Genomic DNA, 13,325 nt, shown 5'->3' on the forward strand with positions numbered 1-13,325 from the left:
TCCTTCGATTGTGGATCAGTTGGCCTGGATGCCGGCATCTTTGACGATGCCCGCCCAACGCGTCATCTCGTCGGCGACCATGGCGTCGGTCTTGGCGGGCGAAGTAATCAGCGGGTCAAAACCTTCCTTGCCCATGCGCTGCGCGAGTTCCGGCGAACGCAAGGCCTGTTCGAGCTTGGCGTTCAAGGTGTCGATCACGGGCTGGGGCGTGCCTGCCGGCGCGCTGATGACGAACCAGGTGTTGAACTCATAGCCCGGCAGGCCGGACTCGGCGATCGTGGGCACGTCGGGCAGCAACGGCGAACGCGTCGTGCCCGTCACGCCCAAGGCCTTGAGCTTCTTGCCGTCCACTTGCGGCTTGGCCGCCGACAGCACCGGAAAGCTCATCTGCACCTGGCCGCTGATCGTATCCACCATGGCCGGGCCACCGCCCTTGTAGGGCACGTGCAGAATCTGCGTCTTGGACACCGACTTGAACAGCTCGGCGGCCATGTGGAAGGTGCTGCCCGTGCCCGCGGATCCAAAGCTCAGGTCGTTGGCGGGGCGCGCGCGCACATAAGCCAATAGTTCGCTCACATTGGCCACCGGCAGGCTGTTGGTGACCGTGAGCACGTGCTGCGACGTCCCGATGGTGCCAACCGAACGCAAATCCTTCCGGGTGTCGAACGGCATGTTCTGGAACAACGCGGGGTTGATGGCCAGCGACATGGTGTTCACGGCCAGCGTGTAACCGTTGGGCTCGGCCCGTGCCACTGCGGCCATGCCGATGTTGCCGGACGCGCCAGCGCGGTTTTCCACCACCACGCTCTGGCCCAGGGCGCGGCCCCAGGCATCCGAAATCAGGCGCGCGGCGATGTCCACGCTGCCGCCGGGCGCGAATGGCACGATGAGCGTCACGGCGCGCTGGGGAAAGGCGTCGGCGGCGGCCGGCTGGGTCCAACAGGATGCGGCGATGGCTGCGCACAAGGCGCCGGCCGCTTTGTTGATCTTCATTCCTGGTCTCCTCGTTTGGCCGCGCCAGGCGGCTCTTTAGTGGTGAGGCCAGTGTATAAGCCTATCCCGTTCTTATAATTAATGATCGAAATAAAGCTTTATTAAATTCAGTTTATAAATAAGCGCATGGACGCCCTATCCGATCTCGCCTTTTTCTCGCTGGTGGTCAAGCACGGCAATCTGTCGGCCGCCGCCCGGGAACTGGGGCTGACACCGCCCGCGGTAAGCACGCGGCTGGCCAAGCTGGAGCAGCGCCTGGGCGTGCGCCTGTTGAACCGCACTACGCGCCGGGTCAGCGTCACGCAGGAAGGCGAGCTGTACCTGGCCGAGGGCGGGCGCATCCTGGCTGACCTGGAAGCGCTGGAACGCTCGGTGTCGAGCGCCCGCGCTCGCCCCCAAGGGCTGCTGAGGCTGAACGCAACCTTCGGTTTCGGCCGCGCCCACATCGTGCCCGCGGTGTCGGACTTCGTCCGCCAGTATCCAGAAGTAGAGGTGCAGATGCGGCTGACCGACAGGCCGTTGAACCTGATCGAGGAAGGGTTCGACGTGGCAGTCCGCTTTGGCGACCTGCCCGACGCGCGCCTGACCGCGCGCAAGATCGCCTCCAACCGCCGGGTGTTGTGCGCATCGCCGCGATATCTGGAAACCCATGGCGAACCCCGCGCGCCGGGCGACCTGCAACGCCACCGCTGCATCGTAGTGCGCGAGAACGACGTGGCCTACGGTACCTGGCGCCTGGAATCAGGCTCGCGCGCGGAAACCGTGAAAGTGCGGGGCCCGGTCAGCTCCAACGACGGCCAGAGCGCCCTGGAATGGGCATTGGACGGCCACGGCATCGTCATGCGATCGGAATGGGAAACGGCCGAGCACCTGCGCGCCGGACGCTTGCGCGTGGTGCTGGCCGATTGGCGCACGCCTGCCGCCGATATCCACGCGCTCTACCCCGAACGCCTGAACCTGCCAGCCAAGACGCTGGCGTTCGTGGAATTCCTGTCGCAACGCTTCGCGCGCCATCTGCGCGCGCCGGGCGAACAGGACTCGGTGTGGTGAAAACGCCGCCTCAGATCTCGTCGATGGCAGTGCTGGCCACCGTTCCCGGCTGCGCGCCGTTTTCGCCGATGGCATAGCGGTCGCGCGTGGTGACATAGAAGCTCGCGCCAAAACGTCCCACGGGAAAGTAGTCCTGCAAGCGCACCCGCCACGACACCGTGTCGACGAGGCCGTCACGCGCATGCAACCAGCGCACCTGTCCGATAAAAATCTGCCGGCTGGCGGTTTCCATCGTTTCGTACAGCGTGCACTCGAATGCCACCGGCGCCTGCAGAATGCGGGGCGGCCTGACGCGATGGCTGGGCGCGGCATCCAGTCCGGCATGAGCCAGCTCGCTGATGTCCGCCGGAAGGCGGTCGCCACAGCGGTGCATTTTTTCGGCCATCGCCTCGTCGGTCAGGTGCACGACGAATTCCTTGTCGCGGGCGATATTGCGCGCCGTATCCTTCAGGCCACCGTCCTCCAGACGGTTGATGCTGACCATGACGATGGGCGGATCCTCGCCCAGCATATTGAACATGCTGAATGGCGCCGCGTTGACCACCCCGGTTTCGGACAGGGTCGTAATCAGCGCGATTGGCCTGGGCACGATCAGGCTGGCCATGAGCTTGTAGCGCTGGTATTCGGTTATTGCGTCGAAATCGATTTCCATATCAGGCCAGTCCCAGCATCTGGGCGAGGGTTTGCGCGGGTTGGGGACGCTCCAGGCTGATGCGCCGTTCCAAGTCCACCAGGTGGATGTCATTGATCTTTACCGCCTCGGCGACGGCGCCGCTCTCCATCAGATCCACGATCTGTACGTGCTCGCCATGTTCGCACGCGGCATTGCCGGGCGGCTCGTACAACGCCACGATGAGCGAACACCGCGACACAAGCTCCGCCAGGTAGCCTTGCAGGATGGCGTTGCCGGACAGCTCGCCCAACCGCAGGTGGAAGGCGCTGGCCTGGCGTGCCCAAGCCGGCTGGCCCACGCGGTGCAGCAAGGCATGTTCCTCCCGCAATTGCTTGCGCAACGACGCATAGTCGGTCTTGGAGGCGCGAGCGGCAGCAAGGGGGACAAGCGCCGCTTCCAGCGCGCGTCGCGCCTGGAAGATTTGTCGTGTGTCTTCCGGGGTCGGTTCTGCCACCACGGCGCCCCGATTGTGATGCAATTCCACGACGTGCTCGTGCGCCAATCGCTGCAAGGCCTTGCGCGCCACCGAGCGCGGCACTCCGAACAGTTCGCAGATGGCCGCCTCGGGCAATTTGGTTCCGGGCGTCAGCCGCTGGCTCATCACGCTTTCATACACTGCCTCGCAAATGCGACGCTCCATGTCGCCCTCCTGGGATCCGGCCGCGGTCGCGGTCGCGGTCGCGGCCGTGGACGTGGATGTGGACGCTGTATCGGCAACGGTCTTGCCGCGAATGGCAGGCTTGGCTCGGGTTGTAGCGGAACTGCGTAGGGACATGCTGGCCTCGTCTTGCGGGCGGATGGATCGGAATATCAGGGCGCGGCAATCACGCCGGGCGGCAGGCTGTCCACATGCCGGCAGATCTCTCCAGGCGTGGTGAACCAGATTTCGCCGCGATCGCGCGCGGCGGCGAGCGGTGCCAGCGCGCGCCGAAGATGCCGCAGCCGGTATGGCTGGCCCACGATGTAGGGATGCAGCGCAATACCCATGACCAGGGGCTGGCGGCTGGCCTGCGCGCGCATTTCCTCGAACTGGTCGAGAATCATGTCCGCAAAATCGCGCGCGTCCATCTTGCGCGCCATGATCATTGGGATGTCGTTGAGTTCCTGCGGATACGGGATCGCCCATAGTTCTCCACTTCGGGTCCGCATGCGCATGGGCTGATCGTCATGGCACCAATTCAGCGTATAGCGGTAGCCCGCTTCCGCCAGCAGGTCGGGAGTGGTCCGACTTTCCGAGATCCACGGGGATAGCCAGCCTGCGGGCGCGTGTCCCGTGTGGCGCCGGATGCGGTCGCGGCAGTGACCCAGCAAGGCGCCTTCGTCGGCTTCCGTCAAGCCGCCCTGCCGATGTGCATTGCTGTAGCCATGCCCTATCAATTCGTCTCCGCGCGCAACAAGCGCATCCATCAAATCGGGGCAGTGCTCATACAGGGCGGTATTGATCAGCGCGCCGGCCGGCAGCCTCAGATCGTCGAACAGTTCCAGGCAGCGCCACGCGCCCACCCGGTTGCCGTATTCGCGCCAGGCGTAGTTCAACACGTCGGGATGGGGCGATGCCGGGCCTAGTTCCGCACCCAGCCCTTCGCCAAACGCGAAGTGCTCGATATTGAAGCCGATATACACGGCCAGGCGCGCGCCATTGGGCCAGGTGTAGTCCTTGCGCCCGGCTATCGCTTGGTAAGCGAACCGGCCATGGCAAGCGAGCGGCGCGGGCGCCCATCCGGCCGATTGGTCACGCCCCGGACTAGTGCTTGAAAGCAAGGATGGATTCATTTTGGTGCAAATCCTGATGCATGATTGTTCACAAAACCTCTGGCTCTTTGAAAACAAAATGGGCAGCTGGCGCGGACAAAAGCGCTGGCGACCGCGCCACATCCGCGGGCATCCCCTTGCTGGCCGCGCCATCGGCGCCGCGGCGAACCGGGCCGAATCAGATGGCATGGATCTTGCATGGGAAAGCGAAGCAGCACTTAACCCCATGCAAGATCCGTTCCACTTTTCCAGGAGTGCCCGATGAGCCAGACCCGCCGTTCCTTTCTGCTTTGCGCCACCGCCGCAGCCCTCTTCGCGACCGGCCTCGGCTTGCAACCTGCGTTGGCTGCCGATCCCATCAAGATCGGCCTGATCACGGCGCTGTCCGGGGAGTCAGCGCGCGCTGGCGAAGCGCTGACCCGCGGCATGGCGATCGCCATCGACGAGATCAACGCGAAGGGCGGCCTGCTGGGCGGCCGTCAGATCGTGCTGGTGCGCCGCGACGACGAGGGCAATCCCGCCAAGGGCATGGCCGCGGCGCGCGAGCTGATCTTCAAGGAAAAGGTCACGGTGCTGTTCGGCGGCCTGGACACGCCAGTTTCCATGGCGATCGTGCCAATCGTGAATCAGGAAAAAGTGCCGTTCATGGGGCCGTGGGCCGCCGGAACGGCCATCACGCAGAACAAGGGCAATCCGAATTTCGTGTTCCGCGTCTCGGCCATGGATGAAATCGTGGACAGCGCCATGGTCCAGTACGCGCAGAAGACGTTCAAGAGCGCCAAGCCGGGCATGATCCTGGTGAACAACCCCTGGGGCGAATCCAATGAAAAAGGCCTGAACGCCGCGCTGGCCACGGCCAAGGTCACGCCCGCCGGCATCGAGAAGTTCCAGCCCAATGACCTGGACGTGGTGCCGCAGCTGAGCCGCCTGAAGGCCGAAGGCGCGGACACGCTGTTTCTTGTGGGCAACGTGGGACCGTCGGCGCAAGTCGTGAAGTCGCTGGACCGCATGGGCTGGAAGGTGCCCATCGTGTCGCATTGGGGCCCGGCGGGTGGCCGATTCACCGAGCTGGCCGGCCCCAACGCCAAGAACGTGCACTTCGTGCAGACCTACAGCTTCTTCGGCAAGCAGGGGCCCGTGGGCGAGAAGGTGATGCAAGCCTTGAAGGCCAAGTACTCCGACATCAAGGGTCCCCAGGACATTATGCCCGCCGTGGGCGTGGCCAATGCCTATGACGGCATGCAACTGGCCGCGCTAGCCATCGCCCAGGCGGGCTCGACCGATGGCGACGCGGTGCGCCAGGGCTTCTACAAGATCGGCAAGTACGAGGGCTTGATCAAGACGTATGAACAGCCTTTCACGCCCGCGTCGCACGATGCCCTGCGCGAAGACGACTACGTCTGGACGCAGTTCATCGACAACCGCATCCTGCCCGTCAAGGGCGTGCAGTAAACCGGCGCGGCCTCGCGGGAGACACGCATGTTGTTGATGTCCGCCATCGTCAGCGGCCTGGGGCTGGGTAGCATGTATGGACTCATGGCCCTGGGCTTTTACCTGACCTACGCCGTGTCGGGCACGGTGAACTTTGCCCAGGGCAGTTCCATGATGCTGGGCGCCGTGCTGACCTACACGTTCGCGCAGACACTGGGTTGGCCTCTGACAGCCGCCCTGCTGGTCGCATTGGCGCTTTGCGCGCTGTACGGCCTGGTGGTCGAACGCCTGGCCGTGCGGCCGTTCGCAAGCCGCGGCTCCAATGCCTGGCTGATGTCCACCGTGGCGCTCGGCATCGTCCTGGACAATATCGTGATGTTCACCTTCGGCAAAGAGCCGCGCAGCCTGCCCTCGCCGCTGGCGCAAGCGCCGCTGGAGATCAGTGGACTGAGCCTGGGCATCTACCCGCTGCAATTGCTCATCCCGGTGGTCGGCCTAGCGTTGGCCGCAGCGCTGCACACCTTTTCGCATCGCACGCGCTGGGGCGTGGCGCTGCTGGCGGTGGTGCAAAACCCCAGCGCGGCGCGGCTGATGGGTATTCCAGTGCGCCACGCGATCATGGCCGCGTTCGCGGCGTCGACGCTGTTCGCCGGCGTTGCCGGCGCACTGGTCGCGCCGCTTTTCAACGTACAGGCGGATATGGGCACCCTCTTCGGCCTGAAAGCCTATGTGGTCGCGATCCTGGGCGGCATCACCAGCGCCTGGGGAGTAATGCTCGCCGGGCTGCTGTTCGGCGTGGCCGAAGCGCTGATCACCGTGGTTCTCGGTTCCGGATACACCCAGATCATCAGCTTCACCCTGGTGATCGTCATACTGGCCCTGCTTCCCAACGGACTGTTCGGACGCGCCGACCTCAGGAAGGTCTGATGGAAAACAAACTCGCATCGCGCCATGCGGCGCTGGCGCTTTATGCCCTCCTGGCCGCGGCAGCCCTGGCCATGGCGGCAACGGTCAACGGTTATTACGTTTTCGTGCTGGGCAACATGGCGCTGCTGGCGCTTGCCGGCATTGGACTGAACGTTTTGCTGGGTTTGACCGGACAAATGTCGTTCGGCCATGCTGGCTTTTACGCCATTGGCGCGTATACCGTCGCCATCCTGACCGGCCAGGCGGGCTGGAGCTTCTGGCTGGCCTGGCCGGCGGCGGCGCTCGTCGCCGGCGCCTTTGGGCTATTGCTGGCTCTACCCGCGCTGCGCGTGAAGGGCCCTTACCTGGCAATGATCACTATCGCCTTCGGATTCATCGTGGAACACGCGTTGATCGAAGGCGGAGAGGTCACCGGCGGCCAGAACGGCTTGATGGGAATCGCGCAGCCCTCGCTGGGCGGCATCGGCGGAGATCGCGGCGTCGCCATGCTGGCCATCGTGACGGTGTTCGCGGCGCTGGCTGCCTATGCGCTGCTGTCGCGCGGCACGTGGGGCGCGGCGATGCGCGCGGTCAAGGACAGCGAAACGGCCAGCGAATCCATCGGCATCAATCCTCTGGCAGTCAAAACCGTAGCGTTCATGGTTTCAGCCGCACTAGTGGGCCTGGCGGGCGGACTCTACGCGCCCCAAGCCGGCATGATCACGCCGCACAACTTCAACTTCATGCAATCGATCCTGTTCGTGCTCGCGGTAACGCTGGGCGGCGCGGGCTCGCTGGCGGGACCCTTGCTGGGCGCGGTCGTCGTGGGACTGCTGCCGGAACTGCTATCCGGCCTAGAGGAATACCGCCTGCTGTTCTTTGGGGCCTTTCTGCTTGTTGTGCTGTGGGCGGCGCCCGAAGGCATGGTCGGACTCCTGTCGCGCTGGCGGCGCCATGCGCGGGCCCATGCGCTGACGCCCCGCACGGGCGGCGTCATTTTCAGCGGGAACCGTCTGCGGCGCCCGTTGCGCGCGGAGATGCTGACCATGACATTCGGCGGCGTGCGCGCCGTCCAGGCAGTTTCCTTCGTCGTGCAGCCGGGCGCGGTGACCGCGCTGATCGGACCGAATGGCGCGGGCAAGTCCACCGTCATCAACATGCTCAGCGGCTACTACCAGCCAACCAGCGGCGCAGTCGCGCTGGGAGACGCGCCATTGGCCGGTTTGCCCGCGTACGGCGTTGCGCGCCATGGCATAGGCCGCACCTACCAGACGTCGCAATTGTTCGACACGCTGACCGTGGAAGACAACGTAGCGCTAGGCATGGCGCGCGGCCGGCTGGGCGGCCTGCTCGCATCGCGCCGCTACCTGGCGCCGGACGTGCGCGAACGAGCTCGCTCGCTGCTGGCATTCTGCGGCTACGAAGGCGCGCTGGACGCGCCTGCGGCCGACCTGCCGCACGTGGACCGGCGATTGGTGGAAATCGCTCGGGCGCTGGCCACGGACGCCGACATCCTGCTGATGGACGAACCCGCCGCGGGCCTGTCACGCGAGGACAAGACGCGCCTGGCCACGCTGCTGCGCCGCATCGCCCAGGCCGGCACCGGCGTCCTGCTGGTAGAGCATGACATGGCGCTGGTCATGGGGGTGTCGGATCACATCGTCGCCATAGACGCGGGCCGGGAACTGGCGCAGGGCTGCCCGACCGACATCCAGCAATCGCCCGCCGTGCGCCAGGCCTATCTGGGCGATGAAGCCGCCCGCAAGGAACGGGAGACCCGCCACAGGCCCGAAGGCGCTCCCATGGCTCCGGAAGTGCTGGGCGTGGGCAATCTGGTCACCGGCTACGGCGCCAATCCGGTGCTGCATGGCATCGATCTGCAAGTGCGTCAGGGTGAAATGGTTGCGCTGCTGGGCGCCAATGGCGCCGGCAAGTCAACGTTGATGCGCACCCTGGCCGGGCTGCACCGGCCTGTGCAAGGCGGCATGCATCTGCAGGGGCTGGAGCTGAACGGACTCTCCGCCGATCGCATCGTGGCGCGCGGCCTGGTGCTCGTGCCCGAGGGTCGCCAGGTCTTTCCTGGCCTGAGCGTGCTGGACAATATCCGCCTCGGCGCGTTCCTGCATCCGCAGGACCGCGAGGCGCGCGTGGAAGAAATGCTGACGCGCTTTCCGCGGCTGCGCGAACGCCTGCATCAACGCGCCGGGCTGTTGTCCGGCGGCGAACAACAGATGCTGGCGATCGCGCGCGGACTGATGTCCAAGCCTGTCATCCTGCTGCTGGACGAGCCGTCGCTGGGTCTGGCTCCCCGAATCATCGATGAGCTGTTCGACTCCCTGGACCGCCTGCGTTCGGAATCCATGACGATCCTGCTGGTGGATCAGATGGCCCCGCTGGCGCTGGCCCTGGCTGACCGCGCCTACGTGCTCGATTCAGGCCGGGTGGCCGCGCACGGCACGGCCCAGGATATCGCGCGGGACGGAACCCTCGCCCGCGCGTACCTGGGCGGCTAGATCCGCCGAGGCAATCGCCGACATGCGCGGGAGCATTGCCCTTGAAACCGGCAACGCTACCCCGCCTCGGCCGCCAGCCGCGCGCCGGCTCGTACGATGCCGCAGCGCTTGTGCGCCCGCATCACCACGCCGACTTCGCTGTTCAGCACGCCGTCCAGCTCGCCCAGGCGGCGCGTCACCACGTCCCATAAATGCAGGCTGTCACGGCACAACACGTGCCAGAACAGCTGGGATGCTCCGCTGGTGCCGAAGAGGCACCGCGTATTGGGGTCCAGCGCCAAATGGGCGGCCAGCGCGTCCACGGCTTGCGGGCGCACCTGCACGGAAATCACCGCCTCTACCGGGAAGCCCACCAGCGCTGGCTCTACCTCGACGCGGAAGCTCAGCGCGCGGCGCTCCACCATGTTGTGCAGCAGGCGCTGCGCGGTGGGTTCGCTGACGCCGGCGTGCTCGGCCAGTTCGGCCAGGCTGGCGCGGCCGTCGCGCATCAAATAGGCCACCATGCGCTGTTCGGAGTCCGTCAGGGCGGCGGGCGGTTGCGCAAGGGCGGATTCGGCAGCGGCATCGGCCTGAGCCTGGATGCGCCACTGCCCCGCGCGTCGGAACGGCCGCAGCACCAGCCGCGCCTCCACGTGTTCCACGCCGTCGATGGATGGCAGCACTCGCGTTACCACGTCCGGCATGTCGGCGGCATCCGCCAACGTCAGTTCGGCCATCAGGTCGGCCGAGCCGGCAAGCGTGACCACCAGTTGACTGATGTCCAGGCGCGCGAGCTGGTCCGCTACCTCCGGCACACGGCCCGAGCGGCAGCGCACCCAGGCATGCAGCACCACGCCCCGGCCAGTGGCCAACGGATCGGGTTCGGCAATGACACGCAAGGCGTCCGCATCCATCAGGCGCTTGATGCGGCGCGCGACCGTGCGCTCGGCAATGCCTGTGGCCGCGCCCAGCTCGCGCCAGGACGCGCGGGGGTCCGCCTGCAGCGCGATCAGGCAGGCGAGATCGGTGTCGTCCAGCCCTGGGGCTAGGGGCTTACCCTTACTTGACGTGTCCATATTCATTAAATTAACGTTCGCGCATTGATAAAAACACAAAATTAAACGGTCTTTTTGACCAAAAATAAATTCTTATTTGAGGTTTTCATGAGCAGCACTTCAGCGCCCCTGCGCAAGCAGCAGGGGGCAGCCGCCTCGGCCGGCACCGCGCCCGTTTCCCGCTCGCGCACCATTCTGGCCGGTAGTGTAGGCAATGCTGTGGAATGGTTCGATTGGACCATCTACGCTTCCTTCGCCATATTCTTTTCCAGCCAGTTCTTCCCCGAAGGCAACGAAACCGCCGCCCTGCTGGCGACGTTCGGCATTTTCGCGGTGGGCTTCTTCATGCGCCCGGTGGGCGGCTGGCTGCTGGGCATCTTTTCGGACCGCTACGGTCGCAAGGCCGCGTTGGGCCTGACGATCCTGATGATGGCCGGCGGCTCGCTGATCATTGCCATCACCCCTACCTACGCCACCATCGGCCTGGCCGCGCCGCTGCTGCTGACCGCCGCGCGCCTTCTGCAAGGGTTGTCGCTGGGCGGAGAGTATGCATCGGCCACGACCTTCCTGGCAGAAATGGCGCCGCCCAACAAGCGCGGCTTCTACTCCAGCTTCGTGTTCTTCAGCGCCGCCGTCGGCATTCTGGCCGCCTCGGCCATCGGCTGGGTGCTGACGTCGACGCTGACCAAGGCCGACATGGCGGCCTGGGGCTGGCGCATTCCGTTCCTGCTGGGCGCCCTGGGCGGCCTGGCGGGCATGTGGATCCGCCGCTCGATCCCCGAAACCGAGGCGTTTTCGCACGCCAAGAAGGCTGGCGTGGAAAAGCAGCCGCTGCGCACCCTGCTGCGCGACCACCCGCGCGAAGTGCTGCGCATCGTGGGCTTTTCCATCCTGACCACCTTCGCGTTCTACATCTTCGTGGCTTATGTGCCCACCTACGCCATCCGCCAGGTGCACGCGGATCCGAAGACCGCGTTCGCCGCCAACACCGTTGCGCTGGTCGTGTTCATGCTGGTGCAGCCCCTGTTCGGCATCCTGTCCGACCGCATCGGACGCAAGCCGCAGCTGATCTTCTTCGCCGCGGGCTACCTGGTTTTCTTCTACCCGCTGATGACCACGCTGGGCCCCTCGTTCGGTTCGATCCTGGCGGTGGAGCTGTTCGGCCTGGTGCTGTACGCCATGTACACCTCCATTGCGCCGGCCATCATGTCCGAGCAGTTTCCCACCAGCGTGCGCGCCGTGGGCATCGGTACCCCTTACAACCTGGTCGTGGCGCTGCTGGGCGGCACGACGCCTTATCTGCTGACCTGGCTGCAAAGCAAAGGCATGGAACGCTGGTTCTTCTACTACGTGCTTGCGGGCGCCGTGATCACGCTGATCACCTTCATCCGCATGCCTGAGACCAAGGGCCAGAGCCTGAAATAACTAGAGAGAACGAGCGTCACGCACTAGCGCTTTCCGGTTCCCGCAAGGGCCGGAAAGCCTTTTCTTTTTCGATGAGACCCATGCCAGCACAAGACAACGCCCTGCATTTCCAAGACGCCCTGGCCCTTGCCAGCGCCATCCGCCGGCGCGAACTCAGTTCGCGCCAGGTCACCACGCACTTCCTGGACCGCATCGAACGCGCGCCTGCGCTGGCCGCCTACAGCGAAGTCACGGCCGAGCGCGCGCTGGCCCAGGCGGATGCCGCCGACCGCCTGCGCGACGCGGGCATTCTGCTGGGCCCCTTGCATGGCGTGCCCGTGGCGGTGAAGGACAGCGTCCAATGGGAAGGCGTCAGTGCGAGCCTTGGCTCGCGCGCCCTGCAGGGACGGATCAGCAGCGAGACGGCGGCGCCGCTGCGCATGCTGGCCGCGCGGGGCATGGTGGTGCTGGGCAAGACCCGCATGACCGAGTTCGCGTTCGGCCTGTCGGGCCAGAACCCCACGCAGGGCACGGCGCGCAACCCCTGGGACGCCCGGCTCGCGCGCGCGCCGGGCGGCTCGTCCAGCGGCGCGGGCGTAGCCGTGGCCGCGGGCTTGGCGCCACTGGCGCTGGGCGGCGACACCGGCGGCTCGGTGCGCGCGCCCGCCGCGCTGAACGGCGTGGTCGGCTACAAACCATCCAGCGGCGTCATCAGCCGCGCTGGCTGCCTGCCGCTGTCGGACACGCTGGACGTGCTGGGCCCAATCACGCGCAACGTGGCGGACGCCCGTCTGCTGACGCAACTGCTGGCTGGACCGGATATCGACGACACCGCCACGCTGGATCTGCCGGCAGGCGCCATCGCCGCCTTGCGCCGACCCGCCGTGCGCACCCCGGGCCCGATCGCGGTACTGGCGCCCGAAGCGTGGCCCGCATCCCTGGCGGACGCCGGCCAGCGAGCCTGGCACGAAGCCGAAGAAGCCCTGGCACGGGCGGGCTACACGCCCACGCCCTGGCATCCGCCCGCGACGCTTTCGTTCGCCCGCATGGCCGACGACAACTCACTGGTGCTGGCCTACGAGGCGTACCGTTATTACGGCACGCTGGCGGAAGACGCGGCCCAGCCGCTGTGGGAAGTGGTCCGCAAACGCATCGCGGCCGGCGGCCGCATCGCGCAGGCGGACTATGAAGCCGCGCTGCAACGCCGCGCCGCCGATATGGCCGCCTTCGCCCAAGCCATGCAGGGCCACGACGCCTTGCTGATGCCCGCCTGCGACCAGGCCGCGCAGGCGCTGGATGCGGACGATACGCGCCACGCCGGCCTGGGCAAGTTGCTGCGTCCCGCCAACTTCCTCGGCGCAGCCGCTATCTCGCTGCCGGCGGGCTTTGACGCGGAAGGCATGCCCATGGCGGTGCAACTGCTGGCGCCCGCTGGCGCCGACGCCGCCCTGCTGGACTGTGCGGCGGCGCTGGAACCGGTGCTGGCGCCCGCTACGCGCCGGCCGGATTTGTCGGAGTGGGGACTGTAAGATCCGCGCCGACAACAAAAAAGCCCCCGCATTGCGGGGG

General features: G+C 66.1%; 12 protein-coding genes. 7 read left to right on the forward strand and 5 right to left on the reverse strand.

Features of this window, described 5'->3' with window-relative positions; all coding sequences use genetic code 11:
* Positions 1-15: 15 nt before the first annotated feature.
* Positions 16-993 (reverse strand): tripartite tricarboxylate transporter substrate binding protein, encoded by a 978-nt coding sequence (locus tag VCS63_RS01675; protein ID WP_253636309.1) that lies wholly within the window; start codon positions 991-993, stop codon positions 16-18.
* A 126-nt stretch (positions 994-1,119) separates the two neighbouring features.
* On the opposite strand from VCS63_RS01675, the gene VCS63_RS01680 reads away from it, so the two are divergent.
* Entirely contained in the window at positions 1,120-2,043 is a 924-nt protein-coding gene (locus VCS63_RS01680; protein ID WP_042796033.1) for a LysR family transcriptional regulator, read from the forward strand.
* A 10-nt stretch (positions 2,044-2,053) separates the two neighbouring features.
* Here the strand turns inward: VCS63_RS01680 and VCS63_RS01685 are convergent, their stop codons facing one another.
* Genes VCS63_RS01685 through VCS63_RS01695 form a run of 3 tightly spaced genes read right to left on the reverse strand, consistent with a single transcriptional unit; the run spans position 2,054 to position 4,489 of the window.
* Complete coding sequence (locus VCS63_RS01685; protein ID WP_042796031.1) at positions 2,054-2,695, reverse strand: flavin reductase family protein; 642 nt, start codon at positions 2,693-2,695, stop codon at positions 2,054-2,056.
* Between the two features lies 1 nt (position 2,696).
* Positions 2,697-3,491 carry a GntR family transcriptional regulator gene (locus tag VCS63_RS01690; RefSeq protein ID WP_323878099.1) on the reverse strand — a complete coding sequence of 265 codons (795 nt, stop codon included), beginning with the start codon at positions 3,489-3,491 and terminating at the stop codon, positions 2,697-2,699.
* 35 nt (positions 3,492-3,526) lie between these two features.
* Positions 3,527-4,489, reverse strand: coding sequence for a polysaccharide deacetylase family protein (locus tag VCS63_RS01695; protein WP_063961465.1), 963 nt, complete (start codon positions 4,487-4,489; stop codon positions 3,527-3,529).
* A 4-nt stretch (positions 4,490-4,493) separates the two neighbouring features.
* Here VCS63_RS01695 and VCS63_RS01700 point away from each other — a divergent pair, with 4 nt between their 5' ends.
* Genes VCS63_RS01700 through VCS63_RS01715 form a run of 4 tightly spaced genes read left to right on the forward strand, consistent with a single transcriptional unit; the run spans position 4,494 to position 9,318 of the window.
* Positions 4,494-4,733: a hypothetical protein gene (locus VCS63_RS01700; RefSeq protein WP_126389676.1), complete on the forward strand. Its 240-nt coding sequence runs from the start codon at positions 4,494-4,496 to the stop codon at positions 4,731-4,733.
* Complete coding sequence (locus VCS63_RS01705) at positions 4,730-5,920, forward strand: ABC transporter substrate-binding protein (RefSeq protein ID WP_323878101.1); 1,191 nt, start codon at positions 4,730-4,732, stop codon at positions 5,918-5,920. Before VCS63_RS01700 ends, VCS63_RS01705 begins: the two co-directional genes overlap by 4 nt.
* Positions 5,921-5,947: 27 nt before the next feature.
* Positions 5,948-6,826, forward strand: a complete 879-nt coding sequence (locus VCS63_RS01710) for a branched-chain amino acid ABC transporter permease (protein ID WP_164793546.1) — start codon at positions 5,948-5,950, stop codon at positions 6,824-6,826.
* A complete protein-coding gene (locus VCS63_RS01715; RefSeq protein WP_175198729.1) occupies positions 6,826-9,318 on the forward strand; it encodes a branched-chain amino acid ABC transporter ATP-binding protein/permease in 2,493 nt (830 codons plus the stop codon). The genes VCS63_RS01710 and VCS63_RS01715 overlap by 1 nt, the downstream gene beginning before the upstream one ends.
* A gap of 56 nt (positions 9,319-9,374) precedes the next feature.
* Here the strand turns inward: VCS63_RS01715 and VCS63_RS01720 are convergent, their stop codons facing one another.
* Complete coding sequence (locus VCS63_RS01720) at positions 9,375-10,379, reverse strand: Lrp/AsnC family transcriptional regulator (protein ID WP_063641456.1); 1,005 nt, start codon at positions 10,377-10,379, stop codon at positions 9,375-9,377.
* An 81-nt stretch (positions 10,380-10,460) separates the two neighbouring features.
* On the opposite strand from VCS63_RS01720, the gene VCS63_RS01725 reads away from it, so the two are divergent.
* On the forward strand, positions 10,461-11,777 hold the full coding sequence (locus VCS63_RS01725; RefSeq protein ID WP_042796026.1) for an MFS transporter: 1,317 nt from the start codon (positions 10,461-10,463) through the stop codon (positions 11,775-11,777).
* Positions 11,778-11,857: 80 nt separating this feature from the next.
* Positions 11,858-13,285, forward strand: coding sequence for an amidase (locus tag VCS63_RS01730; RefSeq protein ID WP_042796025.1), 1,428 nt, complete (start codon positions 11,858-11,860; stop codon positions 13,283-13,285).
* Positions 13,286-13,325: the final 40 nt, after the last annotated feature.

The organism is Achromobacter sp. D10 (assembly GCF_035282245.1).
In the GTDB taxonomy this organism is placed as follows: Bacteria; Pseudomonadota; Gammaproteobacteria; order Burkholderiales; family Burkholderiaceae_B; genus Achromobacter; species Achromobacter insolitus.

Coding starts and splice junctions, on each gene's coding strand:
- VCS63_RS01715 (WP_175198729.1), top strand. CDS start 6,826: ATGGAAAACAAACTCGCATCGCGCCATGCGGCGCTGGCGCTTTATGCC.
- VCS63_RS01680 (WP_042796033.1), top strand. CDS start 1,120: ATGGACGCCCTATCCGATCTCGCCTTTTTCTCGCTGGTGGTCAAGCAC.
- VCS63_RS01690 (WP_323878099.1), bottom strand. CDS start 3,491: ATGTCCCTACGCAGTTCCGCTACAACCCGAGCCAAGCCTGCCATTCGC.
- VCS63_RS01720 (WP_063641456.1), bottom strand. CDS start 10,379: ATGAATATGGACACGTCAAGTAAGGGTAAGCCCCTAGCCCCAGGGCTG.
- VCS63_RS01685 (WP_042796031.1), bottom strand. CDS start 2,695: ATGGAAATCGATTTCGACGCAATAACCGAATACCAGCGCTACAAGCTC.
- VCS63_RS01725 (WP_042796026.1), top strand. CDS start 10,461: ATGAGCAGCACTTCAGCGCCCCTGCGCAAGCAGCAGGGGGCAGCCGCC.
- VCS63_RS01695 (WP_063961465.1), bottom strand. CDS start 4,489: ATGAATCCATCCTTGCTTTCAAGCACTAGTCCGGGGCGTGACCAATCG.
- VCS63_RS01710 (WP_164793546.1), top strand. CDS start 5,948: ATGTTGTTGATGTCCGCCATCGTCAGCGGCCTGGGGCTGGGTAGCATG.
- VCS63_RS01730 (WP_042796025.1), top strand. CDS start 11,858: ATGCCAGCACAAGACAACGCCCTGCATTTCCAAGACGCCCTGGCCCTT.
- VCS63_RS01705 (WP_323878101.1), top strand. CDS start 4,730: ATGAGCCAGACCCGCCGTTCCTTTCTGCTTTGCGCCACCGCCGCAGCC.
- VCS63_RS01675 (WP_253636309.1), bottom strand. CDS start 993: ATGAAGATCAACAAAGCGGCCGGCGCCTTGTGCGCAGCCATCGCCGCA.